Genomic DNA, 25,319 nt, shown 5'->3' with positions numbered 1-25,319 from the left:
GCGCTCTTTTCGAGCGGCGTCAGCGACGGGTCAAGTAGGCAAGCAGCAATTCCGTGTTCATCTTCACCATTTGTTCGCGCTGCGTAGGTTCGCTGAAGTCGAGGCCGAAGCTCACCTGAAGCGTAAAACGGTTCGATACGATGTAATAACCGAGGCCCGACAGCGTGATATAGAACTTCAGCGGATCGACGTCGGTGCGAAACAGTCCGGCCTTCTGTCCGCGCTCGAGAATGGTCGCGAGCGTCTCGACCACCGGCGAGATGACCTCGCGCATGCGATTGGATCCCTTGATATATCTCGCCTCGTGCAGGTTCTCGTTGTTGATCAAACGCAGCAATTCGGGGTGGTCACGATAGTAATCCCAAACGAAATGCGCAAGCCGCGTCATGGCTTCGATGGGGGCGAGGCCCTCGAGATCGAGCGAGCGCTCGGCCTCGACGAGTGCGGACAGTGCATGTTCGAGCACGGCTGTGAACAACTGCTCCTTGCTGCCGAAGTAGTAGTACAGCATGCGCTCATTGGTCTCTGCCCGCCGGGCGATTTGATCCACACGTGCGCCAAACAGGCCGCCGGCTGCGAACTCTTCCGCGGCGGCAAGCAGGATACGGCGGCGTGTCCCTTCGGGATCTCTTTTGATTTTCGGCTGATTCATGATGGCATGAGTCGGGAGCCGCGTTGTCCGGATATGCGTCACGCGGCCCGCAGGGGGTACATGACGTGAACGGGCGCTGCCCATGGTTATGGGGGAACACCGTCCTGCGGTCAAACGATAAAGCGCTTCGATTATGCGCACATCAGCGGAGCATTGGCAATTAGGATAAGGATCACCTGCGGCGGGCGTCACGCACTTGCGCGATAATCACGTCTGCCGCAATGAATCGCGGCGCTGAAGCCGCGTCTTCTCGCGTCTCTTTTTTTGCCGCTGTTTTTGCCGCTGATCGTTGCTGTCGTTTCTACTGCTTTTTGCCCGCCTTATTTGCCACCGCGCAATCTCACGTGACCGCAACTGTTTCAAAGACGCTCGCCGAGCGCATCGAAGACCTGCTGCCGCAGACGCAATGCACCAAGTGCGGCTATCCGGCCTGCCGCCCTTATGCCGACGCCATCGCGACAGGCGAGGCGAGCTACAACCAGTGCCCGCCGGGCGGACAGGAAGGCGTCGCGCGTCTCGCGGCGTTGCTCGGCAAGCCGGAGATCGCGCTCGATACCACGCATGGCGTCGAGCGTGCGCGACCGCTGGCGGTCATCGACGAGAACCTGTGCATCGGCTGCACGCTGTGCATGCAGGCATGCCCCGTCGATGCGATTGCGGGCGCGGCCAAGCAGATGCATACCGTCATCGACGCGCTGTGCACCGGCTGCGACCTGTGCGTGCCGCCCTGCCCGGTCGATTGCATCACGATGATTCCCGTCACGGGCGACGCCACCGGCTGGGACGCATGGAGCCAGGAACAAGCGGATGCGGCGCGCACGCGGCACGACCGGCGCCTCGCGCGGCTCGAACGCGAGCGCACGCAGGCCGAAGCGAAAGCGTCCGCGCGGCAGGCGTCGCGCGCAGCGCAGACAGCGGCCGCTGCGGCATCGGCTATGCCGTCCGCATCGACGGAAGACGCTGAGGCGAAGAAACGCGCCATCATTCAGGCCGCGCTCGAACGCGCGCGCAAGAAGAAAGAAGAAATGGCCAAACTGGGCGCAGGTCCGAAGAATACGGAGCATGTCAGCGCCGCAGTGCAGGCCCAGATCGACGCCGCCGAAGCTCGCCGCAGACGCATCGGCCTCGCGGAACACGCGAGCCGCGCGAGCGATGCGGGCGGCGATCCAAACGAGACCGATTCAGACACGACGCAATGAACGCGAAGAAGCGCCGCGCCATCTTCGAGACGCTGCAGAGCATCGATCCGCATCCGAAGACCGAGCTCGAATACACGACACCGTTCGAACTGCTGATTGCCGTGATGCTGTCGGCACAGGCCACGGATGTCTCCGTCAACAAGGCCATGCGCAAAATGTTTCCGGTGGCGAATACGCCGGAGAAAGTGCTCGCGCTCGGCGAAGAAGGCGTGACGGAATACATCCGCACGATCGGGCTTTATCGAACGAAAGCGAAGAACGTGATCGCGACGTGCCGCATGCTCGTCGAACAATACGGCGGACAAGTGCCGGACAATCGCGAAGCGCTCGAAGGGCTGCCGGGCGTCGGCCGCAAGACAGCGAACGTCGTGCTGAACATTGCGTTCGGGCAACCAACGATCGCGGTGGATACGCATATCTTTCGCGTCGCGAATCGCACGGGCATCGCGCCCGGCAAGGACGTGCGCGCGGTGGAAGCGGCGCTCGAAAAGCACGTGCCCAAGGAGTTCATCCAGGACGCGCATCACTGGCTCATCCTGCACGGCCGATACGTCTGCAAGGCGCGCGTGCCGGAATGCTGGCATTGCGCGATCGAGCCGCTCTGCGAATATCGGCCGAAGACGCCGCCGCCTGCCGAGTGAGGCGTCGCCTGCGGGCCGAGCAGCGACATGCCGCCGCGATCTACAATGACGAATTCCCGAGCCGAACCTCACTCTCATGTTCAACCCTAGCCGCGACGAAGTCCGCCAGTTCTTCACCGAGACGTGGCGTAAGGAGCGCGCGGGCGAAATCCTGACGCCGCTCGAAAGCATGGCCGCCGACTGGATCCGCGAGCATCCCGAGTATCAGGCCGAACTCGCGGACCCCGACGCGCGGCAGGCGGACTATTCGCCCGACGCGGGCCGCACCAATCCGTTCCTGCACCTGTCGATGCATCTCGCCATCAGCGAGCAGTTGTCGATCGACCAGCCGCCGGGCATTCGCCGCGCGCACGACAAGCTCGTCGCGCGGCTCGGCTCGCCGCACGACGCGCAGCACGCGATCATGGAATGCCTCGGTCAGGTCATCTGGGAAGCACAGCGCAGCAACACGCCGCCCGATACGGACGCGTATCTCGCGCTCATCGAGCGGCGGGCTTCGCGCGACTGACGCGCGACTGACGATCGAAACACCACGCGCCCAAACGAAAACACCCCGCGAAAGCGGGGTGTTTCGTTTCCTGCGATGCGGGAACGGCGACGCGCCTACTTCTTCAGCACAAGACTGCCATCGAGCGATTCGATGTAAGCGGCGATGTCCTTCAGATCGCTTTGCGACAGGTTCTGCACCTGCGCGGCCATGATCGCGTTGTTGCGACCGAAGTTCGGGTTGCCGTTGCCCATCTGATACTGGCGCAGCGCCCAGTAAATGTAGGTCGCATGCTGGCCGGCCAGCTTCGGATATTCGCCGCTCACCGGCTTGTTGAGGCCGGGGCCGTGGCAGGCCGCGCAGTTGTGGCTTTCGGAAAGCACCTTGCCGTTGCCCGCATCCGCTGCGTGCGCCGTGCCGAACGCCGCCGAACCGATGATCGCGGCGGCGGCGCATGCTGCCTTGAAGCTGAACCGAAGTGCCTGCGACTGTGCCTGGGGCTGTGCCTGGGGCTGTGCCTGCGACTGTGCCTGATAGGGCTTCATGAATTCTCCTGTCGACCGGTTTTCGAGGCGCGGTGCCTGAACCCGGTCCCATGCAAGATGATGACTGCCTGCGTTGTCGGATTGCCGTGCATCGGATGGTCCTGTCACGGCGGCGGGCGCTTCGACCCGCTCGATCGCGGCAACGGGGATTACTTGTCGGGGTTGTTCTTCGACTGCGGCGTCTGCGCGGCGTAGTACGCGGCGATATCCGCGATATCCTGATCCGAGAGCGTCACCGCAATGGCGCGCATGGTGTCGAAGTGGCGGTCGCCCTTCTTGTAGGCGTGCAGCGCGTTGGCAATGTACTGCGCGTTCTGGCCACCCAGCATCGGCACCTCGTAGACCTCGGGGTAAGCCGTGCGATAGCCGGGAATGCCGTGGCAGCCGATGCACATCGCGACCTTGCCCTCTGCGGCCTTTGCATTGCCCACGACGTCGGCGGACGCCTGGGTCGCGAAGCCGGCAAGACCGGACAGCACTGCAATCACGGCAAGTTTGCCGACGAAATAGTTCATAGCTTGTAACCTAGCATGAGGGGAAAACCGGCGCTCGAAAGCCGCGGCCCGCGCCGAGCGCATCACAACCTTCTCGGGACTGTTTGCTGCCTTTCACTGCTTCGCAAGCGGCGCATGCGCACCTAAATGCGGCCGCCCGGCCGCGCAGGCCAAAAAAATCGGGCTAATTGTACCGCGCGACCACCCTAGCGTCCATTCTCCGAGATAGCGCAGAGCCGCCTCTGGCAATGGGAACCGGCTGAAAGACGCCTTCTCGGCCTGCGACAATTCGCCTCTGTACGCCGGGCTCGTCTCGCTTCACAGCGTGTTCTCAGCAAGCGGCATGCAGCACTGCCGGGGCGCCTTTGCAGCCCTGTCGTAGGCGGCTGCAACGATACCGGCGAGGCGTCCATCGCAACAGGGCTTCTGACTTATACTGGGATTTTTTTCCTCACCGGAATCTTCGTCATGCGCTTCGAAGGCTCATCGCAATACGTCGCAACGGACGACCTCAAGCTCGCGGTGAACGCCGCGATGACGCTAGAGCGCCCCTTGCTCATCAAGGGCGAACCCGGCACCGGCAAGACCATGCTCGCCGAGGAAGTCGCGGGCGCGCTCGGCATGCCGCTTTTGCAATGGCACATCAAGTCCACGACGAAGGCGCAGCAAGGTCTCTACGAATACGACGCCGTCTCGCGCCTGCGCGATTCGCAGCTGGGCGACGAGCGCGTGAAGGACATTCGCAATTACATCGTGAAGGGCGTGCTGTGGCAGGCGTTCGAGTCGGACCGGCAATCGGTGCTCCTGATCGACGAGATCGACAAGGCCGATATCGAGTTTCCGAACGACCTGCTGCGCGAACTCGACCGCATGGAGTTCTACGTCTACGAGACGCGCGAGCTCGTGAAGGCGAAGCATCGGCCGCTCGTCATCATCACGTCGAACAACGAGAAGGAACTGCCGGACGCGTTCCTGCGCCGCTGCTTCTTCCACTACATCAAGTTCCCCGATGCCTCGACGATGAAGGAAATCGTCGAAGTGCATTTCCCCGGCATCAAGCAGGACCTGCTCGCTGCCGCGATGCAGAGCTTCTTCGAATTGCGCAACGTGTCGGGGCTCAAGAAGAAGCCATCGACATCCGAACTGCTCGACTGGCTGAAGCTCCTGCTCGCCGAGGACATTCCGCCCGAGGCGTTGCAGTCGTCGGATCAGAAGCAGATCGTGCCGCCGCTGCACGGCGCGCTGCTCAAGAACGAACAGGACGTCGCGCTCTTCGAGCGGCTCTTGTACATGAACCGCCACAACCGCTGATCAGCACGCCAAGAAAAGGAAACCGCGCATGAGCCGCTGGATCGAACCCGTCACGCTCGAAGGCGAGCACGTGAAACTGGTGCCGCTGACCGTCGAGCACGAACAGGGGCTCGCGGCCGCCGCCGCCGACGGCGAGCTCTGGAAGCTCTGGTACACGAGCGTGCCTTCGCCCGATACGGCGCGCGCCTATATCGACGCGGCCCTCGACATGCGCGACCGGCTCGGCGCGCATCCGTTCGCGGTCATCGATGCGAAGACGGGCGATGTGGTCGGCTCCACGCGCTACTTCAACGTCGAAGCGGCGCACCGGCGGCTCGAAATCGGTCATACGTGGTACGCCAGGCGCGTGCAGCGCACCGCGCTCAATACCGAAGCGAAGCGCCTGCTGCTCGGCCATGCGTTCGAACAACTGAAGGCCATTGCGGTGGAGTTCCGGACGCATTTCATGAACCACCAGTCGCGCGCGGCCATCGCGCGCCTCGGCGCCAAGCAGGACGGCATTCTGCGCAATCACCAGATCGGCCGGGACGGCGCGTATCGCGATACCGTCGTGTTCTCGATCATCGAATCGGAATGGCCGGCCGTGCGCGCGCATCTCACGCACCGGCTCGACCGCTGATTCACGTCACGAAGGAAAGCGCGCCATGCTGATCGACTTCTTCTACTCGCTGCGCGACGCAAAGCTACCCGTGTCGGTGAAGGAATACCTGACGCTGCTCGAAGCGCTGAAGGCGCAGGTCATCTCGCCGTCGCTCGACGAGTTCTACTTCCTCGCGCGCATGACGCTCGTGAAGGACGAAAAGTACTTCGATAAGTTCGACCGCGCGTTCGGCGCGTACTTCCATGGAGTCACGCAGTTGCCCGACGAAGCGTTCGACATTCCGCTCGACTGGCTCAAGAAGCGGCTCGACCGCGAGTTCACGCCCGAGGAGAAAAAGCGCATCGAGGCGTTGGGCGGGCTCGACAAGCTCACGGAGCGCCTCAAAGAGCTGATGGACGAGCAGAAGGAACGGCACGAAGGCGGCAACAAGTGGATCGGCACCGGCGGCACGTCGCCGTTCGGGCATGGCGGCTACAACCCGGAGGGCGTCCGCATCGGCGGGGAATCGGCGGGCAATCGCACGGCGGTCAAGGTGTGGGACGAACGCGCGTTTCGCGATTACGACGATCAGGTGGAAATCGGCACGCGCAACATCAAGGTCGCGTTGCGGCGCTTGCGGCGTTTCGCGCGCGAAGGCGCGGCGGAAGAGCTGGATCTGCCCAATACCATCCGCAGCACAGCGGCGAACGCGGGCTGGCTCGACATCAAGATGGTGCCCGAGCGTCACAACAACGTGAAAGTGCTGATGCTGCTCGATGTCGGCGGCTCGATGGACGACCACATCAAGCGCGTGGAAGAACTGTTCTCCGCCGCGAAGGCCGAGTTCAAGCATCTGGAGTTCTACTACTTCCACAACTGCGTCTACGATTATTTGTGGAAGAACAATCGCCGCCGCCACACCGAGCGCACGCCCACCTTCGACGTGCTTCACAAGTTCACGCCGGACTACAAGCTGATCTTCGTCGGCGATGCGACGATGAGTCCGTACGAAGTGCTTCAGCCGGGCGGCTCCGTCGAATACAACAACGCCGAAGCCGGCGCCGTGTGGCTGCGGCGGCTCGCGGATCAGTTTCCGCATCACGCGTGGCTCAATCCCGAGCCCGAGCGGCTATGGGAATACCGCCAGTCCATTTCCGCGATCCGCCATGTGCTCGGCAACCGCATGTACGCGCTGACCCTGTCCGGACTCGAAAGCGCCATGCGCGCGCTGTCCAAATAACACGCAAGAAAGAAGCAGAACCCGCATGAAAGCCACGCCGTCTGTCGCGCACGCCCCGCTGCGCCCTTTTTCCGATACATCGGTGTCCGCGGTCGTCGCCGGTTTCGTCGCGATGATGACCGGCTACACGAGCTCGCTCGTGCTGATGTTTCAGGCGGGACAGGCCGCGCATCTGTCGGACGCGCAGATTTCGTCGTGGATCTGGGCGCTTTCCATCGGCATGGCGCTGTGCACGATCGGGCTCTCGCTGCGTTTTCGCGCGCCGATCGTCGTCGCGTGGTCGACGCCCGGCGCGGCGCTGCTGGTCACGTCGCTGCCGAACGTGCCTTACGCCGAGGCCATCGGCGCGTTCGTCGTCTGCGCGGCATTGCTGACGGCGGTCGGCGTCACCGGCTGGTTCGACGCGCTGATGAAACGCATTCCGTCGGGCATCGCGGCGGCGCTGCTGGCGGGCATCCTGTTCGAGATCGGCATCGAAATTTTCCGCGCGGCCGAGCATCAGACGGCGCTCGTGCTCGCGATGTTCTTCACGTACCTCGTCGTCAAGCGCGCGACGCCGCGCTACGCCATTCCGGCGACGCTGGCAGCAGGCGTGGCCGTCGCGGGCGCGCTCGGCCTGCTCGATTTCACGCGCTTTCACGTCGCGCTCGCGCATCCCGTGTTCACGATGCCCGCGTTCTCGCTCTCCGCCATCGTGAGCATCGGCGTGCCGCTTTTCATCGTCGCGATGGCCTCGCAAAACGTGCCGGGCATCGCCGTGCTGCGCGCGGATCGCTACACGACGCCCTCCGCGCCGCTCATCGCGACGACGGGCATCGCGTCGCTCGTGCTCGCGCCGTTCGGCTCGCACGGCGTGAACCTCGCGGCGATCACAGCCGCCATCTGCACCGGCCCCGAAGCGCACGAGCGCCACGACCGGCGCTATACGGCGGCGGTGTGGTGCGGCGTTTTCTATCTGATCGCGGGCATTTTCGGCGCGACCATCGCCGCGCTTTTCGCGGCGTTTCCGAAGGCGCTCGTCGTATCGGTCGCGGCGCTCGCGCTCTTCGGCTCGATCATGAGCGGCCTCGCCAACGCGATGCACGACGCCCGCCAGCGCGAACCCGCGCTCGTCACGTTCATGGTGACCGCCTCCGGCCTCACGCTGCTGTCCATCGGGCCGGCGTTCTGGGGCTTGATCGCGGGCGTCGTGACGCACGTCATTCTGAACGCCCGGCGCGGCTGACGCGGCCTACAATGCGGAAATCGGCCGGACGTCCTCCGCGCCGATGCACCACGACCGCATTTCCGAATCACGAAGATGGCTTTGCTCGACAAACTGCTGGCGCGCACCGCGCCGCCCGGCCCCGCGAAACGCAAGACGATCGTCCGCGTGCTGCTCGACGACGCCGGCCACGTTCAGGACGTCGTCCTGAAACTGAGCTGCGGCGATCCCGCAAAAGACGCGCACGCGCTCGAAGAAGTGCGCAAGATGCGCTTCGCCCGCGGGCAACTGGGCTCCGGCACCGTGCGGCGCTGGCACGAGCTCGCCTACGCCGTCGACTGATCGATGCGACGCGGCGGGCTAAGGAACGCCCCGGCGCGCGCCCGGTCGAACCAGCGACGCACACGCCCCGAGCGCGAACAGCACGCGCGGGTCTAGAATGAGACATTGGCAGTAGGGGCGAGCCCGGCGCTTCAGAGGCGCATTTCGGCATCGCGATCATGGACACCCCGCGGGTTACCGCAATTTGACAAGGCGCTTCGCGCCGACGACTCGACATGACATCCGCTCTCGACCAGCTCAAGCAATACACCACCGTCGTCGCCGATACCGGCGACTTCCAGCAATTCGTTCAGTTCAAGCCGCAGGACGCGACCACGAATCCGTCGCTGATCCTGAAGGCCGTCCAGAAGGACGACTACAAGCCGCTGCTCGAGAAGACCGTCAAGGAGCACGCCGGCAAGCCGATGGGCCAGATCATCGACCATCTGCTGATCGCGTTCGGGACCGAAATCCTGAAGATCGTGCCGGGCCGCGTATCCACCGAAGTCGACGCGCGCCTTTCGTTCGACACGAAGGGGTCCATCGACAAGGGCCTCGAAATCATCAAGCTGTACGAAGCCGCGGGCATCAACCGGGAGCGCGTGCTGATCAAGCTCGCGTCGACGTGGGAAGGCATCCGCGCAGCCGAAGTGCTCCAGAAGGAAGGCATCCGCTGCAACATGACGCTGCTCTTCTCGCTCGCGCAGGCCGCGGCGTGCGCCGAAGCGGGCGCGCAGCTCATTTCGCCGTTCGTCGGCCGCATTTACGACTGGTACAAGAAGTCGGCCGGCGCGGAATGGGACGAAGTCAAAAACGGCGGCGCGAACGATCCCGGCGTGCAGTCGGTGCGCCGCATCTACTCGTACTACAAGAAGTTCGGCTACAAGACCGAAGTCATGGGCGCGAGCTTCCGCACCGTGAGCCAGATCACCGAACTGGCCGGCTGCGATCTGCTCACCATCAGCCCGGACCTGCTGAAGAAGCTGGCCGACAGCGACGAGAAGGTCGAGCGCAAGCTGTCGCCGGACGCGGCGGACAACACGGATCTGGAGAAGATCAGCGTCGACGAGCCGTCGTTCCGCTTCGCCGTGAACGAAGACGCCATGGCGACCGAAAAGCTGGCCGAAGGCATCCGCGCGTTCGCGGCTGATGCCATCAAGCTGGAAAAGCTGATCACGGCGCTGCAATAAGCAACAAACAATAGGCATAAGGCAACAAGCGATGCACGAGGCGCGCTGCGCGCGCCTCGCCTGCCGCAAGACATTCAGAAAAATACGGTTTCCAGGCGTCTTATGACGTAAATTGACCTTCTCCGAGTCGGCGCGGCTTCCGGTTGCAATAGACTTTCGTGCTTTGGCGGGAGCGCCGCCCAAGCTCGGAGAAGCTATCAATGCAACTGGATACGTATCTTTTCTTCCACGGAGATTGCGCGGACGCCCTCGCGCTGTATCAATCCGCGTTTGGCGCGGAAATTCAGACGCTCATTCGCTTCCGCGACACGCCCGACGCGGCGAACGTGCCGGCGGAGTGGCACGACAAGGTCATGCACGCACTCTTTAGCGTCGGCGGCACGGCGATCATGGTGTCGGACGGCCAGTTCGCCCAGCCGCACTGCGAATACCAGGGCTTCACGCTGTCGATCGGCGCCGACAGCCCCGAAGCGGGCGAGCGCGCGTTCAACGCATTGAGCGAAGGCGGCACGGTGCTGACGCCGTGGCAGTCCACGTTCTTCACGGCGGGCTTCGGCATGCTGAAAGACCGCTTCGGCGTACCGTGGCTCATCAACGTCGTCAACGCCGTCGAGATGGCCGACGCGCCGCAGCCGCCTCAAGACGCGGCAGCCCAGTCCTAAAGCGCACGGCGCGTCAGCCGGGAAGCGGCCGCGCGCCTTCGATATTCCACTCCCGCTCTATTTCACTCAGACGCAGCCGCAAGCGATCCACCTGCTCCGCGAAACGCATCGCGAGCCAGTGCATGCCCTGCGTCGATCCATCGCCCGCCTCCGCTTCGACGCTCGCATCCGGGTTCGCGTCGGCCCGCATGTACAGCAAACCGACGCGGCCGAAACGCAGCGCGCGCGCCATCTTCAGCAGCTTCTGCCGCACCTGCTGCTCGTGCGGCGAGCAGTCGAGTGCGATATTGCACGTCGCGCGCGGCGCGTAGGGCATCGACGTCACGAGCATTTCCAGCGCGGCGAGAATCGAGCGATGCAGCCGCTGGATCTCTTCGAGCCGCGCGACCGGCACGCGCGTTTCCTTGGCGACGGACTCCATCAGCGCGCGGGACTGCACGAGACGCTGACTCATCGCGAAGAAGCGGCGCGCGGTTTCTTCCGCCAGCAACGGCGTGCCGTCGAGCAACGCGCCGTAAAGACGCGCACATTCGCGCAGATTGTCGGCAAGGCGATAACGCCACGAGTACGTCGCGTACTGCGGCAGCACGAACGAGAACGCCAGCGCAATGGCAATGCCGATCAGCACGTTCGCGGTTCGCCACAAGCCCACATCGAACGGCGAATCGCCGTGGCCCGCGACAATGACCATGGTGATCGCCGTCAGCAGCGCGACATAGCCCGCCTTGCCGATGGCGTAATACGCGCACGCCCCGGTGATGGCGGACATCAAAATGAAGAAGAGCGTGAGCGAGCCGAAGACCGTCTGCACGAGAATCAGCGCGAGTCCGATAGCCGCGCCGAGCGCCGTGCCGAGCGCCCGTTCCGCTGCCTTCTTGCGGATATTGCCGTAGTGCTGCAGCCCGCCGACCACGACGAGCAGTGAGACCGAGGCCCAACTGCCGTGCGGGATATTGATGCCCGTGGTGACGAGAAACGACGTCGCCATCCCGAGCGCGACGCGCACCGCGTGGATCATCTTCGCGTGGCGATAGCGGAAGAATGGCGACGCCAGGCCGTGCATGAGCCGCATCGCGCGGCTTCTGCGCGCTGACGCCGATGTCGATGAAAACATGAGTCGCTCGCGTCGGTATACGGGTTTGTCGATCGACGGGCGCGAAGCAAAACGCCCGCAACGGCCGAAGGCCATTACGGGCGTTAGCGTATCAGAGCCGCCACCGCGTCACGACACGCGGCGCCGGCTTCAGCTTTCCACGACGTCCAGATAGTCCTCGGGGCGCGTGCGGTCATCCGAGCGCTTCAGGCCGATGGCGCGCACCAGCACACTCACGCCCACCGACACGATTAGATTGACGATCAGCGCCCACACGGCCGCATAGCCCGGCACCGCGTAACCGAACATGTGCACCGTGAAGATCGAGCCCTTCAACTGGAGCGACACGGCCATCCACGTGCCGACGGCAATGCCCACCGCCCAGCCGATCAACAGACCGCGATGATCGAGCACGCGCGTATAGAGACCGAGCACGAGCGCGGGCAGCGTCTGAATGATCCAGATGCCGCCGAGCAACTGAAGCTGAATCGCGTAGGTGAGCGGCAGCGCCAGAATGAACACGACCGCGCCGACCTTCACGATCAGCGACACCAGCTTGGCGACGTTGGTTTCCTGCTCCGGCGTCATCGAACGATTGAGGAACTCGCGATGCACGTTGCGCGTGTACAGATTCGCCGCTGCGATCGACATGATCGCGGCCGGCACAAGCGCGCCGATGCCGATGGCCGCGAACGCCACGCCCACGAACCATGACGGGAAGTAGTGCAGGAAGAGCGCCGGCACCGCGAAGTTCGCGCCGTAAGCCTTGAAGTACGACGCGTACTCGGGCATGTCCTTCACGCCCGAGGCGAGCGCCATGTAGCCGAGCAGCGCCAGCAGCCCGAGCACCAGTGAATACGCAGGCAAGAGCGCCATGTTGCGGCGGATGGTGTTGCCCGAGTTCGACGAGAGAATCGCCGTCACCGAATGCGGATACAGGAAGAGCGCGAGCGCCGAGCCGACCGCGAGCGTCGCGTAGGCGCTGTAGCCGTTCAGGCTCGCGGCGTCGGGCGCCTTCAGCAGCAGCTTCGCAGGCGGCACGGCGCCGAAGATATGGCCGAAGCCGCCGAGTTGCGCCGGAATCACGATCATCGCGGCGATGATGGTGATGTAGATCAGCACGTCCTTGACGACCGCGATCATCGCGGGCGCGCGCAGGCCCGACGTGTACGTGTAGGCCGCGAGAATGGCGAACGCGATGATGAGCGGCAGATCGCCGACGAAACCTTGCGTGCTGAAGCCGAGCGCGCCGATCACGACTTCGATGCCGACGAGTTGCAGCGCGATATACGGCATGGTCGCGACGATGCCCGTCACCGCGATGGCGAGCGCGAGCATGCGGCTGTTGTAGCGCGCGTGCACGAAGTCGGCGGCGGTCACATAGCCGTGACGCTTCGCGATGCTCCAGAGCTTCGGGAACACGACGAACGCGAACGGATAGATCAGGATGGTGTACGGCAGCGCGAAGAAGCCCGTCGCGCCCGCGCCGAACACGAGCGCCGGCACCGCGACGAAGGTGTATGCAGTATAGAGATCGCCGCCGAGCAGGAACCAAGTCACGATGGTGCCGAAGCGCCGGCCGCCGAGACCCCATTCGTCGAGCTGGCCGAGATCCGCCTTGCGCCAGTGCGCCGCGATGAACCCGAGAATCGTCACCCCGACGAAGAACAGAACGAATACGAAAGTTGCGGTGACGTTCATCATCGCGCGCCTCCTTGGCCTTGCCCCGCGCGGCCGGACGACAGCGCCTTGGTTTTCTTGTAGACGACGGCTGTGATGACCGCGCTCAGCAGCACCCAGAGAAGCTGATACCAGTAGAAGAACGGGAAGCCCCACAGCACGGGCTCGATCTTGTTGTAAAACGGCACCCACACCACGCCGATCCACGGAAGGATCAGAAGCCAGAGCCAATGCTTGTTGCGCGGTTGTCCAGTGCGGCCCGGATCTTGAGCCATGATGGTCTCCAGTTTGTTTTTGAGCATTTGCGTCGAGCCGTGGCCCGCGGAGCCGTCCGGTGCGGCCCTCGCGCAGGCGACACGCCGCAGAAAGCGCCCCGAAATAACAGGAGGAGTATAGGGACCGCCAAAACACGGTCAAGCAGGGAGAATCCCGAGCATTCCCCAGATGTGAAAGGCGCCGAGGTGGGTCAGCGCCCTGCGTGATTCGCTTCGAACTAGATGGAGAACGAGCCGTTCAACGGCAGGCCCGCGCTTTCGGCCAGCCCCTTCACCCACTTGCGCGCGGGCAAGCCGAGTTGCGCTTCGATCAACTTCGCGCGTTCGCCGAGCGCGGCGAACGGCACGTCGAGCGCAGGACCGGCGAACGCAATCGCCACCCGGTTGCCGTCGTGCACTTCGGGCAGCGCGATCACGCGATGATCGAATGCTTCGTTCAGATGGCGCATGTTGCGCACGAAGCTCGGATGATCGCCGAAGAGATTGATCGTCACGACGCCCGCTTGCGGCGCGAGACACGCGCGGCACGCCCGATAGAACGACACGCTGTCGAGCACGGGACCGCGCGCGGTGGCATCGTAGATGTCGATCTGCAACGCGCCGATGGTGCCGTGATTCGCGCGGTCGTTGACGAACTCCCATGCGTCGCGTTCGGTCACGGTGAGGCGCGCGTCGTCGTAGGGCAGCTCGAACATCGCGCGCGCGGCGATCACGACCGCCGGATTCAGCTCGACCGCTTCGACCTTCGCGCGCTTCAGATACCGATAGCAAAACTTCGTGAGCGCCGCCGCGCCGAGCCCCAGTTGTACGATGCGCTCGGGCGTCTCGATGAACAGCAGCCACGCCATCATCTGCTGCGCGTATTCGAGTTCGATGTGGTCGGGCTTTCGGAGGCGCATCGCGCCTTGCACCCATTCGGTGCCGAAATGCAGATAGCGCACGCCGCCCTCTTCGGAGAACGTCACGGGCGCGAAACGCGGCTTACGCGGCGCGTCGATGCGCGGCGCGTTGGCGAGATCGTCTTCGTCGTGTCGATGCTTGCTGTCTTTCTTGCGGCTGAACGCACGCGCTTCGGCCGATGCGCGCTTGATGAGAGTCGTCATTGTGTGCTGAGAAGGTCGCGCCAGATGCGCAATTTTTGATCGAACGAGAGGATAGCATTGGCGGGACTGGACGACGGCAGCACGAGCGTGGCGTAGCCCGCCGCAGCGATCACAGGCGCGAACTTGCCCGATGTCTTGCCGTTGAAGCACACCTTGCGCAGCGTCGGAAAGCGCTCGCGGAACACGGCGAAATCGTTCGGCGATGCATGGCGGATCGCGCTGTCGAGACTGCCTTCGCGCTCGCACGCGGCGAGCACGTCCCACAAGCCGATGCCGTGCTTCATCACGCGCGCGAGCCGTTCTTCGTAAGCGAGTTCGTGCAACGGTTCGCCGATGACCGCGCCGACCAGCCGCCAGAACTGGTTGCGCGGATGCGCGTAGTACTGCGTCGCCGCGAGCGACGCGACGCCCGGAAAGCTGCCGAGAATGAGCGTATGGGTATGCGCGTCGCCGACCGGCGCGAAGCCCGCGAGTTTCATCGCGCTTCGCCGTGCGCGACGCGCTTCGCATGCGAGCTCAAATGCTCGTAGGCGCGCGCATGATCCCGATGGACAACATGCGGCGCATGACGCGATGCAAGCGCGCGCCAGAGCGCATCGAGAAAGCATTCGGTGACCATCAGCGCCGCGCCGTGGCGCAGGAACACCGACCGCCTCGCGACGAGCGCGTGACTCGCCTGCGCGTGCTCCGCCGCTAGCCGATACAGCGGATGCCGCGCGGACAGCACGCGGCTTGCGAGCATCGAACGTGACACGCTGCTGTCGCTATAAAGAAGCTCGGCAAGCGGCCGCGTGCGCAGGCGGCGCATGGACTGCCACACGCCCGTGCTGTGCGACAGCGCGACGATGCTGTGCGCCGCGACGAACGGCACGCCATCCACCTTCAGCACGACTTCGCGCGTCCAGACCGGCGTGCGCGGCGTCGCGCCGAGCGCGCGCCATTCGTCGCGCCATGGACTATCGACGGCTTCGCGCGTGACGTCGACCGTCACCGCGCCGAGCGTGCGCAGATGGGCGGTCAACGAGCCGCCGCGCGTGAGCCAGTCTTTCTGATCGTCAGTGCAAACGGGATGCGGCGCGATGCGCCAGTGCGCATCGACGGGATCGTTCGGAATCGGCATGGCGGCCATTATAGAACCGGCCTCGGGTTCGGATGAATCGTATGGCGCGCGTGCCGCGGGCGGGCAAGACTATCGAATCCGCGCGCTGCCGAACGCCGGAATCTGTAAAACCTTGAGGACATCAAAATGACTAAGAATACGAAGCAAACCTCGCCGAACGTCGCGCACCTCGCCGCCGATACGCTGCACGATCCGAAGGCATCCGCAATCGCGAAGAAGCTGGCCGGATCGGCGCTCGCGCAATCGCACTCTTCCAAGCAGACGAGCGCCGAAATGGAGCACAAAGCCAGCGAAGTGCTGCACAGCGAAAAGTATTCGCACGAGACGAAGACGCTCGCCGCATCCGTGCTCGCGCAATCGACGAAAGACCGCAAGCGCAAATAAAAAACGCGCTGCCGGCTCACCCGGCAGCGCGTTCTTTCATGCGCGTCTCAATACGGCTTAATGCGCGAGCAACAACGCGTTCGTCCGCTTCACGAAGCTCGCCGGATCTTCCAGCGTGCCGCCTTCGGCCAGAAGCGCCTGATCGAAGAGCAGATGGCACCAGTCCGCGAAATTCGCGTTCTCGGCGTTCAGCGCCTTCACGAGCGGATGGTCCGGATTCACTTCGAGAATCGGCTCCGCTTGCGGCGCCTTCTGTCCCGCCGCCTTCAGCATGCGCTGGAGATAGCCGCTCATGTCGCCTTCGTCCGCGACGAGGCAGCTCGGCGAATCAGTCAGGCGGAACGTGAGACGCACGTCCTTCGCCTTGCCTTGAAGCGCCTCTTTCATCTTCTCGACGAGCGGCTTCATTTCCTCGCCGACCTTTTCCTGCTGCTGCTTTTCTTCGTCGTTGAGCGCGCCGAGATCGAGGTCGCCGCGCGCCACGCTTGCCAGCGGCTTGCCGTCGAATTCGTTCAGGAACGACAGCATCCATTCATCGACGCGATCCGTCAGCAGCAACACTTCGACGCCCTTCTTGCGGAACACTTCGAGATGCGGGCTGTTCTTCGCGGCCTGCCAGTTGTCGGCGGTCACGTAGTAGATCTTCGTCTGCTCGGGCTTCATGCGCGCGACGTAATCGGCGAGCGACACGTTCTGCACGTCGCTGTCGTTATGCGTCGATGCAAAGCGCACGAGCTTCGCGATGCGCTCGCGATTGCTGAAGTCCTCGCCGATGCCTTCCTTCAGCACCTGGCCGAACTCGCGCCAGAACGTCGCGTACTTTTCCTTGTCGGCGTCTTCGGTCGCTTCGGCCGAGGACGTCGCCAGTTCTTCGAGCATCGACAGCACGCGCTTGGTCACGCCTTCGCGGATCGCCTTCACGTCGCGGCTTTCCTGCAGGATTTCGCGCGACACGTTGAGCGGCAGATCCGCCGAATCGACCACGCCCTTCACGAAGCGCAGATACGCGGGCAGCAGTTGCTCGGCGTCGTCCATGATGAACACGCGCTTCACGTAGAGCTTCAGGCCGCCGCGATGCTCGCGGTTCCACAGATCGAACGGCGCGTGCTTCGGCACGTACAGCAGTTGCGTGTATTCGCTCCGGCCTTCCACGCGGTTGTGCGTCCACGCGAGCGGATCGTCGTGGTCGTGCGAAATGTGCTGATAGAACTGCTTGTACTGCTCGTCGGTGATCTCGCTCTTCGGGCGCGTCCAGAGCGCGCTCGCCTGATTGACGGTCTCGTCCTCGTCCTTCACGACCATCTCGCTCTTCTCGGCGTCCCATTCTTCCTTCTTCATCAGAATGGGCAGCGCGACGTGATCCGAGTATTTCTGGATGATCGACTTCAGCCGATGCGACGACAGCAGATCGTCCTCGTCGGCACGCAAATGCAGCGTGATGGTGGTGCCGCGCTGCGCGCGCTCGATGTCCTCGACTTCGAAATCGCCCTCGCCCGCGCTCGTCCAGCGCACGCCTTGGCTCGCCGGCAGGCCGGCGCGGCGCGTTTCCACCGTGATCTTGTCCGCGACGATGAAGCCCGAATAGAAGCCCACGCCGAACTGGCCGATGAGCGCGGCGTCCTTCTGCTGGTCGCCTGAGAGCTTCGAGAAGAATTCCTTGGTGCCGGAACGCGCGATGGTGCCCAGATGCGAAATGGCTTCGTCGCGGCTCATGCCGATGCCGTTGTCGTCGATGGTGACGGTGCGCGCGGCTTTATCGAACGAAATGCGGATGCGCAGGTCGGGATCGTTCTCGTACAGCGCGCTGTTTTCGATGGCTTCAAAGCGCAGCTTGTCCGCCGCGTCCGATGCGTTCGAGATCAGCTCGCGCAGGAAAATTTCCTTGTTGCTGTACAGCGAATGGATCATCAGGTGCAGAAGCTGCTTCACTTCCGCCTGAAAGCTCATGGTTTCTTGCGCCATGGTCGGGTCCTCTGGTTGATGTCGTCAGATGCTGTCGTGCCGCCGGGCAATGCGGCCGGCTTTCGGCGCGCCGCCCGGCGAATTCGTCCGATATGAGGGCGGCCTGCGCCATTTCAAGAGCGTTGAGCGACGCGTTCGATAAGATGCGCCTGCGCCACTTTCCACCTCGCCGAACGACATGCTCAAGCCCGCCCGCCGCTCCCGCCCGCTCACGCCCGGCGAGATCGCGTTGGCGCGTCTCGTCTTTCGCGATGCGATCGACTATTCGACGGTCCGCGTGCATGCGCGGGCGTATCTGCCCTTCGGCTTGCAGCCGCCGCATACCGCAATGGCCCCGAACGGCAGCCTCTATTTCCCGCGTGCGTGCCATCGCGACGACTTCTCGGCGTGCGGCATCGGCGATCAGATGTGGTTCATCCACGAGATGACGCACGTCTGGCAGTTCCAGCTCGGCTATTGGGTGCGCCTGCGCGGCGCGATTCGCATCGGGCTCGGCTACGGGTATGCGCTCGGAGCGGAGAAGCGCCTGTCCGACTACAACATGGAAGCGCAAGGCAATCTGCTCGCGGACTACTTCGCGCTGAAGTTCTGCGACGCGCCCGGCGCGCTCTACGAACACCGTTACCGGCACGCGCCCGATGCCCTCGCGCGTTACGAAACGGTGCTCGCGGATTTTATCGACGCGCCGTTTTCACGACGCCATTTGCCGGGCGGCCGCGCCCGCTAGATTCCGCGCCGCGCGACCTTCTCCAGATGGCCCGCGATCAGCGCGGGCAGCGCCGGATCGCCGCAATTGGCGACGTTGAAGCGCATCCATGTGGTCGGCGACTGCTGCGGCGAAAAGAGGCTGCCGGGCGTCATCAGAAAGCCGGCTTCGTGACCCGCCGCCGCGAGACCGTCGGAATCGACGCCCGCGTCCGCCCACAGAAACATGCCGGCCTCGGGCGTCGTGAAGAGCCGCAGGCCGGTGCTTTCGAGCATGCGCGCGGTTTTGTCGCGCACGGTATCGAGCCGCGTGCGCAGCCGCTCGACGTGGCGCCGGTAGTGGCCCTCGGTCAGAATCTTGTAGACGACGCGTTCGTTCAGCTCCGGACTCGTCATGCCGACGAGCATCTTTTGATCGGCGAGCGCGTTGGCCACGTCCACCGACGCCGCCACGTAGCCCACGCGCAGATTCGCGGCGAGCGTCTTCGAGAAGCTGCCGAGAAAGATCACGCGCTTCAGTTGATCGAGCGAAGCGAGGCGCGTGGCGGCGAAGCCCGTCGGGCAAAGGTCGCCGTAGACATCGTCCTCGACGACGATGAAGTCGTACTCCTGCGCGAGCTGAAGAATGCTAAACGCCTGCGCGGCCGTCAGCGACGTGCCGGTCGGATTGTGCAGCACCGAGTTCACGATGAGCATCTTCGGCCGCCACGTCGCGACGAGCGTCTCCAGCGCGTTCAGATCAGGACCCTCGGGCGTGTACGGCATGCCGACGAGCCGCGCGCCCTGCGACGCGAAGCGGCCGAACATCTGGAACCACGCGGGATCGCCGACGATCACCGCATCGCCCGGCTTCACGTAGATGCGCGCGATCAGGTCGATGGCCTGCGTGATGCCCGATGTCAGCACGATCTGCTGCTCGGATGCGCCGATCTCCAGTTCCGCGAGGCGCGTCTGCAACTGTTGGCGCAGCGGCAGAAAGCCTTGCGGCGTGCCGAGGCCGAGCATTTGCGCGCCGGCGAGACGGCTCATGGAGCGCAGCGCGTTGGTGATGAGTTCGCCGTCGAGCCAGCGCGAAGGCAGATAGCCCAGGCCCGGCCCCTTCTCGGGACTTGCCGTGTGCAGCATGTTGCGCAAGAGCCAGACGACGTCGATGGTGCTCTGCACCGGCTCGCGTTGCGACACGGCAAGCGCGCCCGGCGCAGACGGCGTGACGCGATCGCGCACGTAGAAGCCCGAGCCGCGCCGCGAATCGAGATAGCCGTGCGCGACGAGCCGCTCGTACGCTTCGACGACGGTGAAACGCGACACGCCCTTGTCGATCGCGAGCTTGCGGATGGACGGCATGCGCATGCCGGGCCGGAACACGCGCTCGTCGATGCGGCGTCGGCCCCACTGCACGAGCTGGTCGACGAGCGTGAGCTGCTCTGCGTCGTGCGGCGCGGGAATCTGGTCGAGCGGAACGGACATGCGGACCTCGGCGGACAAATCAGTGAAAACTGTACCGAATGGGATCAGGCCGATTGTACCGTTACTGTTCTGGTAATTGCCGCTACATTTTCCTTTCCGGCGACCGGTACGGACGCCCGGCGGGCCAGAATCAGCGGTTATGCTATCGGCCCCCGATTACCGCCTCACGCCAAGCCATGACCTCTCATCCGCTGAAACTCGACCACCTCGTGATCGCCGCGCGTACGCTCGAAGAAGGCGCGCGGTTCGTCGCCGCGAAGTTCGGCGTGGAGACGGCGCCGGGCGGCGCGCACGCGCAGATGCGCACGCACAACCGGCTGCTGAATCTGTGGGGCGGCGCGTATCTCGAAGTGATCGCCGTCGATCCGGCCGCGCCGCCGCGCGAGGCGCCGCGCGCACGCCTTTTCGCGCTCGACGACCCCGCCATGCAGGCGCGCGTGGCCGACGGTCCGCAACTCGTGCACTGGGTCGCGCGCGTCGAGCGTCCGAAGTCGCTCACGCGCTGGCGCGAGCAGTATCCGCAACGCATCGCGCCGGTCGTCGCGATGTCGCGCGGCGGCAACACGTGGGGCCTCACCGTCCCGGACGACGGCGCGTTCCCCGCGTGGCAAGGCGCCGGCGACGGCGTGCTGCCCTCGCTGATTCAGTGGGACACGCCGCGCCACCCGAGCGGCGCGCTGCCGGAGACCGGCATCCTGCTGCGCTCGCTGACGGGCTATCACCCGAACGCGGAGGCGGTCGCCGAGCAGCTTGCGTGGCTCGGCGCGGCGCATCTGATGCGCGTGGAAGCGACGGCGGGCGCGCCCGCGCTCGTCGCGGAATTCGAGTTGCCGGACGGCTCCGTCGTGACGCTCGGCGAAACCGCCGAATCGTCGGATGCGGCGCGGCGCGCGCAGGACGAAGCGCAGCAGGCGTCGAACAAACGCCGCCGCGCGAAGGCCCACAAGGCAGACGAAGACGCGCCGCAGCCCGAACTCCCGCTTTCACCCGAAACACTCGATACACCCGACTGACGCATAAGAAAGGAGACGCCCCCCGATGAGAACCCGCGAAACCGAAGGCATGCTGCTCGGCCTGATCGGCGTCGTCATCTTCAGCCTGACGCTGCCGATGACGCGCATCGTGGTGCAGGAAGTGCATCCGCTCCTCAACGGCCTCGGGCGCGCGCTCGTCGCGGCGATTCCGGCGGCGCTCCTGCTCGCGTGGCGGCGCGAGAAGCGCCCGACCTGGCCGCAGATCAAGAGCCTCGCGGTCGTATCGCTCGGCGTCATCATCGCGTTCCCGGTGTTCTCCGCCTGGGCGATGAAAACCGTGCCCGCGTCGCACGGCGCGGTGGTCAACGGCTTGCAGCCGCTGTGCGTCGCGATCTACGCGGCGTGGCTGTCGCACGAACGGCCGTCGAAGGCGTTCTGGGCAAGCGCGGTGGCCGGCAGCGCCATCGTCGTCGCGTTCGCGCTGCAGGCGGGCGGCGGCGGCTTGCAGGCGGGCGACCTGCTGATGCTCGTCGCGGTCGGCATCGGCGCGCTCGGTTATGCGGAAGGCGCGCGTCTCGCGCGTCAGATGGGCGGCTGGCAGGTCATTTGCTGGGCGCTCGTGCTGTCCGCGCCGTTCCTGCTGCTGCCGGTGGGCTGGCTCGCGTGGGCGCATCACGCCGCGCACCCGGGGCCGCTCGCGTTGCGTACGTGGCTCGCCTTCGGCTATGTCACGCTCTTTTCCCAGTTCATCGGCTTCTTCGCGTGGTACGCCGGGCTCGCGATGGGCGGCATCGCGCGCGTCGGACAGGTGCAACTGCTGCAGATCTTCTTCACGATGGCGTTCTCCGCGCTCTTCTTCGGCGAGCACGTGAGCGCATCGACGTGGCTGTATGCGGCCGCGGTGATCGTCACCGTGGTGATCGGCCGCAAGACCGCGGTGCGCGCCGCGCCGGCTGCGGTGAGCAGCGTCAGTACGAGCGCGACGGCCGTGGCCGCGCATCCCGGCCACGCAAAATAACCCACGCGGGCGATAATCGCAGTTTGCGCGTCTTCCTTGCCCACGCGAACGCAATAACCGAAACCCGAGACAACCGAGACACTTCATGAATCAAGCCGACCTCCGCGCCACGCCGTGGCAACTCTCCGAACGCGCCCGCAAGCTCACCAGTTCGGCGATTCGCGAAATTCTGAAGGTGACGGAGCGGCCCGAAGTCATTTCCTTCGCGGGCGGACTGCCCTCGCCGGCCACGTTCCCGGTCGAAGAAATGCGCGAAGGGTCGGAGCGCATCCTGCGCGATCAGCCGTCGGCGGCGTTGCAGTACAGCGCGACCGAAGGCTTCATGCCGCTGCGCGAATGGGTGGCCGCGCGCTATTCGGTGGACGGCGTGACCATCCGCCCGACGCAGGTGCTCATCACGACCGGCTCGCAGCAGGCGCTCGACCTGCTCGGCAAGGTGCTGATCGATCCGGGCAGCCGCGTGCTGGTCGAAACGCCGACGTATCTCGGCGCGCTGCAGTCGTTCTCGCTGTTCGAGCCGAACTACGTTCAGGTGCCGACCGACGAATCGGGCCTGATTCCCGAAGGTCTCGATGCCGCGCTCGTCGCGAATGCGCGTCTCTTGTACGCGCAGCCGAACTTCCAGAACCCGACCGGCCGCCGCCTGCCGCTCGCACGCCGCCGCGCGCTCGCCGCCTTCGCGCAGAACGCCGCGTTCCCCGTGATCGAAGACGATCCGTACGGCGCGCTCGACTACGCCGGCGCGCCGCTGCCGACGCTGCTCTCCATGGCGCCCGATCACATCGTGCATCTCGGCTCGTTCTCGAAGGTGCTCGCGCCGGGCCTGCGCGTGGGCTACATCATCGCGCCCGAGGAACTGCACTTCAAGCTCGTGCAGTCGAAGCAGGCCACCGACCTTCACACGCCGAGCCTCACGCAGCGCATCGTGTACGAAGTCGTCAAGGACGGCTTTCTCGATACGCACGTGCCGACCATCCGCGCGCTCTATCGCGACCAGTGCGCCGCGATGCTCGCCGCGCTGGAACGCCACATGCCGGCGGGAGTCGAATGGAACCGGCCGGAAGGCGGCATGTTCGTGTGGGTGAAACTGCCCAAGCACATCGATTCGATGAAGCTGCTGGAGCAGTCCATCGCGCAGAACGTGGCGTTTGTGCCGGGCGGTCCGTTCTTCGCGAATCAGGCCGAACACAATACGATGCGCCTCTCGTTCGTCACGGTCCCGCCCGCGACGATCGACGAAGGCGTCGCGAAGCTGGGCGCGCTGATTCGCGCGAGCATCTGACGGGATTCACGGGCGCCCAAGCGCCCTTCACTCTTGAACAGGAGCAACGATGGCATCCAACGTGTACGACAAGCTGAAGGAACTCGGCATCGACCTGCCCAGCGCGGGCGCGCCGGCCGCCGCTTACGTGATGAGCGCGCAAAGCGGCAACACCGTGTATCTGTCGGGCCATATCGCTAAGAAGGACGGCAAGCCCTACGTCGGCAAGCTCGGCGACACGCTCACGACCGAAGAAGGCAAGGCCGCCGCGCGCAATGTCGCCATCGACCTGATCGCGACGCTGCATGCACACACGGGCGATCTTTCCCGCGTGAAGCGCATCGTCAAGGTGATGAGCCTCGTGAACTCGACCTTCGATTTCACCGAGCAGCACATCGTGACGAACGGCGCGTCGGAACTCATCGCGGACGTGTTCGGCGATGCCGGCAAGCACGCGCGCTCGGCCTTCGGCGTCGCGCAGATTCCGCTCGGCGCGTGCGTCGAGATCGAGCTGATCGCCGAAGTCGGCTGATCGCGGCCGTTCTTGAGCAGTCCCGCAAACCCGGCCGCGCAAGCGCCGGGTTTTTTTATCACCCTTCCACTTTCAAACCATGTCCGCCCGCACCGTGCGCTTCAGTCAGGTCGATGTCTTCACGTCCGTCGCGTTCAAAGGCAACCCGCTCGCGGTGGTCTTCGACGCCGACGATCTTTCCACCGAGCGCATGCAGGCCATCGCGCGCTGGACCAATCTTTCGGAAACCGCGTTCCTCCTGCGGCCGACGGATCCGCGCGCCGACTATCGCGTGCGCATCTTCACGACGGCGACCGAGCTGCCGTTCGCCGGCCATCCGACGCTCGGCACCGCGCACGCGCTGCGTTCGAGCGGCTACGTGCCGAAAGAACCGGGGACGCTCGTGCAGGAATGCGGCGTCGGGCTCGTGACGCTGCGCGAGCGCGATGACGGATGCTGGGCGTTCGCCGCGCCGCCCGCGCGCATGGTCGAGCTGAATGACGCGCAGCGCGAACGACTCGCCGCCGCGCTCGCGCCCGTCGAGATCGACTTCAGCGCGCCGCCGTGCGCCGTCGACAACGGCGCGCCGTGGCTCATCGTGCGTCTGCGCGACGCTGCGCAATGCCTCGCGATGTCGCTTCGCGGCGAGGCACGGCAGGCGCTGACGGCGCTCGTCGCGGAAGCCGGCACGCACGGGCTCGTGGTCTATGGCCCGCATGAGAACGGCGTGCCGGCGACGTTCGAGTTGCGCGCGCTCTTACTCGGCGCGGAGAACGTCGAAGATCCGGTGACGGGCAGCGCCAACGCCGGGCTCGCCATGTTGCTGACGCGCCAAGGCAGGCGCCCCGGCGACGCGTATACGGTGCGCCAGGGCACGGCGCTCGATCGTGACGGCCGCGTGACCGTCATCTACGACGACCGCGCGGACGGCCCGCAGGTGTGGATCGGCGGCGACTCGGTGACGGTCATCGAAGGGACAATCCGCTTGTGAAACAATGGCCTGCGCGCGGCTAGCCGTAAACCCCGAGCGGCCATGCTTTTGCTTTCTTAATCGCTGCGGCTTCAGTACTATCTGAACATTCGGGGGCCGGAAGAAAGGCGCGGAACCCCGTCCCGCGCCGTGCGGCGTCGTGCGGCGAGGCCGCAAAGGCAAACGCAAAGGCAAACGCGACGCAGGCGCCGACGCCCGCTCCGTCGTCACGCAAACGGTTAAACGGTCGCATTCAGGCGGCCGAAGCTC

The 25,319-nt window shown here is 64.8% G+C and carries 27 protein-coding genes and 1 pseudogene; 17 read left to right on the top strand and 11 right to left on the bottom strand.

Annotated features, from left to right (window positions below; all coding sequences use genetic code 11):
- Positions 1-19: 19 nt before the first annotated feature.
- Entirely contained in the window at positions 20-652 is a 633-nt protein-coding gene (locus NCR35_RS05985) for a TetR/AcrR family transcriptional regulator (protein WP_244848279.1), read from the bottom strand.
- A 344-nt stretch (positions 653-996) separates the two neighbouring features.
- Between NCR35_RS05985 and rsxB the strand changes: the two genes are divergently transcribed.
- From rsxB to NCR35_RS05970, 3 genes are all read left to right on the top strand, one after another.
- Positions 997-1,851 (top strand): electron transport complex subunit RsxB, encoded by an 855-nt coding sequence (rsxB, locus tag NCR35_RS05980; RefSeq protein ID WP_250533607.1) that lies wholly within the window; start codon positions 997-999, stop codon positions 1,849-1,851.
- Positions 1,848-2,492: an endonuclease III gene (gene nth / locus NCR35_RS05975; RefSeq protein ID WP_250533606.1), complete on the top strand. Its 645-nt coding sequence runs from the start codon at positions 1,848-1,850 to the stop codon at positions 2,490-2,492. The genes rsxB and nth overlap by 4 nt, the downstream gene beginning before the upstream one ends.
- Before the next feature lie 76 nt (positions 2,493-2,568).
- Positions 2,569-3,000: a DUF1841 family protein gene (locus NCR35_RS05970; RefSeq protein WP_175939885.1), complete on the top strand. Its 432-nt coding sequence runs from the start codon at positions 2,569-2,571 to the stop codon at positions 2,998-3,000.
- A 95-nt stretch (positions 3,001-3,095) separates the two neighbouring features.
- Here NCR35_RS05970 and NCR35_RS05965 read toward each other — a convergent pair whose 3' ends face one another.
- Both NCR35_RS05965 and NCR35_RS05960 read right to left on the bottom strand, forming a co-directional pair.
- Positions 3,096-3,524 carry a c-type cytochrome gene (locus tag NCR35_RS05965; protein WP_250533605.1) on the bottom strand — a complete coding sequence of 143 codons (429 nt, stop codon included), beginning with the start codon at positions 3,522-3,524 and terminating at the stop codon, positions 3,096-3,098.
- A gap of 149 nt (positions 3,525-3,673) precedes the next feature.
- On the bottom strand, positions 3,674-4,039 hold the full coding sequence (locus NCR35_RS05960) for a c-type cytochrome (RefSeq protein ID WP_159835678.1): 366 nt from the start codon (positions 4,037-4,039) through the stop codon (positions 3,674-3,676).
- Positions 4,040-4,486: 447 nt separating this feature from the next.
- Between NCR35_RS05960 and NCR35_RS05955 the strand changes: the two genes are divergently transcribed.
- The 7 genes from NCR35_RS05955 to NCR35_RS05925 all read left to right on the top strand — a co-directional run bounded on the left by NCR35_RS05955 (position 4,487) and on the right by NCR35_RS05925 (position 10,526).
- Positions 4,487-5,329 carry an AAA family ATPase gene (locus tag NCR35_RS05955; RefSeq protein WP_175939882.1) on the top strand — a complete coding sequence of 281 codons (843 nt, stop codon included), beginning with the start codon at positions 4,487-4,489 and terminating at the stop codon, positions 5,327-5,329.
- Positions 5,330-5,357: 28 nt separating this feature from the next.
- Positions 5,358-5,948 (top strand): GNAT family N-acetyltransferase, encoded by a 591-nt coding sequence (locus tag NCR35_RS05950; RefSeq protein WP_250533604.1) that lies wholly within the window; start codon positions 5,358-5,360, stop codon positions 5,946-5,948.
- A 25-nt stretch (positions 5,949-5,973) separates the two neighbouring features.
- Complete coding sequence (locus NCR35_RS05945; protein WP_250533603.1) at positions 5,974-7,149, top strand: vWA domain-containing protein; 1,176 nt, start codon at positions 5,974-5,976, stop codon at positions 7,147-7,149.
- 25 nt (positions 7,150-7,174) lie between these two features.
- Positions 7,175-8,374 carry a benzoate/H(+) symporter BenE family transporter gene (locus NCR35_RS05940; protein ID WP_250533602.1) on the top strand — a complete coding sequence of 400 codons (1,200 nt, stop codon included), beginning with the start codon at positions 7,175-7,177 and terminating at the stop codon, positions 8,372-8,374.
- Between the two features lie 75 nt (positions 8,375-8,449).
- Positions 8,450-8,695, top strand: coding sequence for an energy transducer TonB (locus NCR35_RS05935; protein WP_250533601.1), 246 nt, complete (start codon positions 8,450-8,452; stop codon positions 8,693-8,695).
- A gap of 215 nt (positions 8,696-8,910) precedes the next feature.
- Entirely contained in the window at positions 8,911-9,864 is a 954-nt protein-coding gene (tal, locus tag NCR35_RS05930; RefSeq protein WP_206467850.1) for a transaldolase, read from the top strand.
- Positions 9,865-10,064: 200 nt separating this feature from the next.
- The gene (locus NCR35_RS05925) at positions 10,065-10,526 is read left to right on the top strand and encodes a VOC family protein (RefSeq protein WP_250533600.1); all 462 of its coding nucleotides are present in this window, start codon (positions 10,065-10,067) and stop codon (positions 10,524-10,526) included.
- A gap of 13 nt (positions 10,527-10,539) precedes the next feature.
- Here NCR35_RS05925 and NCR35_RS05920 read toward each other — a convergent pair whose 3' ends face one another.
- From NCR35_RS05920 to NCR35_RS05895, 6 genes are all read right to left on the bottom strand, one after another.
- On the bottom strand, positions 10,540-11,640 hold the full coding sequence (locus NCR35_RS05920) for an FUSC family protein (protein ID WP_250533598.1): 1,101 nt from the start codon (positions 11,638-11,640) through the stop codon (positions 10,540-10,542).
- A gap of 129 nt (positions 11,641-11,769) precedes the next feature.
- The gene (gene mctP, locus NCR35_RS05915; protein WP_244848934.1) at positions 11,770-13,320 is read right to left on the bottom strand and encodes a monocarboxylate uptake permease MctP; all 1,551 of its coding nucleotides are present in this window, start codon (positions 13,318-13,320) and stop codon (positions 11,770-11,772) included.
- Complete coding sequence (locus tag NCR35_RS05910) at positions 13,320-13,574, bottom strand: DUF3311 domain-containing protein (protein ID WP_244848267.1); 255 nt, start codon at positions 13,572-13,574, stop codon at positions 13,320-13,322. Before NCR35_RS05910 ends, mctP begins: the two co-directional genes overlap by 1 nt.
- Positions 13,575-13,792: 218 nt before the next feature.
- On the bottom strand, positions 13,793-14,677 hold the full coding sequence (locus NCR35_RS05905; RefSeq protein ID WP_250533597.1) for a class I SAM-dependent methyltransferase: 885 nt from the start codon (positions 14,675-14,677) through the stop codon (positions 13,793-13,795).
- Positions 14,674-15,156: a DNA-deoxyinosine glycosylase gene (locus NCR35_RS05900; protein ID WP_250533595.1), complete on the bottom strand. Its 483-nt coding sequence runs from the start codon at positions 15,154-15,156 to the stop codon at positions 14,674-14,676. The genes NCR35_RS05905 and NCR35_RS05900 overlap by 4 nt, the downstream gene beginning before the upstream one ends.
- Positions 15,153-15,797 (bottom strand): chorismate--pyruvate lyase family protein, encoded by a 645-nt coding sequence (locus NCR35_RS05895; RefSeq protein WP_250533614.1) that lies wholly within the window; start codon positions 15,795-15,797, stop codon positions 15,153-15,155. Before NCR35_RS05895 ends, NCR35_RS05900 begins: the two co-directional genes overlap by 4 nt.
- Positions 15,798-15,923: 126 nt before the next feature.
- Between NCR35_RS05895 and NCR35_RS05890 the strand changes: the two genes are divergently transcribed.
- Positions 15,924-16,181 (top strand): hypothetical protein, encoded by a 258-nt coding sequence (locus tag NCR35_RS05890; RefSeq protein ID WP_250533593.1) that lies wholly within the window; start codon positions 15,924-15,926, stop codon positions 16,179-16,181.
- A 57-nt stretch (positions 16,182-16,238) separates the two neighbouring features.
- Here NCR35_RS05890 and htpG read toward each other — a convergent pair whose 3' ends face one another.
- A complete protein-coding gene (gene htpG / locus NCR35_RS05885) occupies positions 16,239-18,143 on the bottom strand; it encodes a molecular chaperone HtpG (RefSeq protein ID WP_250533592.1) in 1,905 nt (634 codons plus the stop codon).
- A gap of 178 nt (positions 18,144-18,321) precedes the next feature.
- On the opposite strand from htpG, the gene NCR35_RS05880 reads away from it, so the two are divergent.
- The gene (locus tag NCR35_RS05880; protein WP_250533591.1) at positions 18,322-18,870 is read left to right on the top strand and encodes a Rhs element Vgr protein; all 549 of its coding nucleotides are present in this window, start codon (positions 18,322-18,324) and stop codon (positions 18,868-18,870) included.
- Here NCR35_RS05880 and NCR35_RS05875 read toward each other — a convergent pair.
- Complete coding sequence (locus NCR35_RS05875) at positions 18,867-20,315, bottom strand: aminotransferase-like domain-containing protein (RefSeq protein WP_250533590.1); 1,449 nt, start codon at positions 20,313-20,315, stop codon at positions 18,867-18,869. The two genes, NCR35_RS05880 and NCR35_RS05875, sit on opposite strands and share 4 nt — an antisense overlap.
- A gap of 176 nt (positions 20,316-20,491) precedes the next feature.
- Between NCR35_RS05875 and NCR35_RS05870 the strand changes: the two are divergent.
- The 5 genes and pseudogenes from NCR35_RS05870 to NCR35_RS05850 form a co-directional block, all read left to right on the top strand.
- Positions 20,492-21,154: pseudogene (locus NCR35_RS05870) on the top strand (VOC family protein); the annotation flags it as partial.
- A 199-nt stretch (positions 21,155-21,353) separates the two neighbouring features.
- Complete coding sequence (locus tag NCR35_RS05865) at positions 21,354-22,307, top strand: DMT family transporter (protein ID WP_250533588.1); 954 nt, start codon at positions 21,354-21,356, stop codon at positions 22,305-22,307.
- Positions 22,308-22,392: 85 nt separating this feature from the next.
- Positions 22,393-23,589 (top strand): aminotransferase-like domain-containing protein, encoded by a 1,197-nt coding sequence (locus tag NCR35_RS05860; RefSeq protein WP_250533587.1) that lies wholly within the window; start codon positions 22,393-22,395, stop codon positions 23,587-23,589.
- Between the two features lie 49 nt (positions 23,590-23,638).
- Positions 23,639-24,100 (top strand): RidA family protein, encoded by a 462-nt coding sequence (locus tag NCR35_RS05855; RefSeq protein WP_248321711.1) that lies wholly within the window; start codon positions 23,639-23,641, stop codon positions 24,098-24,100.
- A gap of 79 nt (positions 24,101-24,179) precedes the next feature.
- On the top strand, positions 24,180-25,070 hold the full coding sequence (locus NCR35_RS05850) for a PhzF family phenazine biosynthesis protein (protein WP_250533586.1): 891 nt from the start codon (positions 24,180-24,182) through the stop codon (positions 25,068-25,070).
- The last annotated feature ends 249 nt before the right edge of the window (positions 25,071-25,319 follow it).

Source organism: Caballeronia sp. AZ10_KS36 (assembly GCF_023631105.1).
Classification (GTDB): domain Bacteria; phylum Pseudomonadota; class Gammaproteobacteria; order Burkholderiales; family Burkholderiaceae; genus Caballeronia.
The sequence above is the reverse complement of the archived record's forward strand: the minus strand, read 5'-3'. Positions and strand labels throughout refer to the sequence as shown.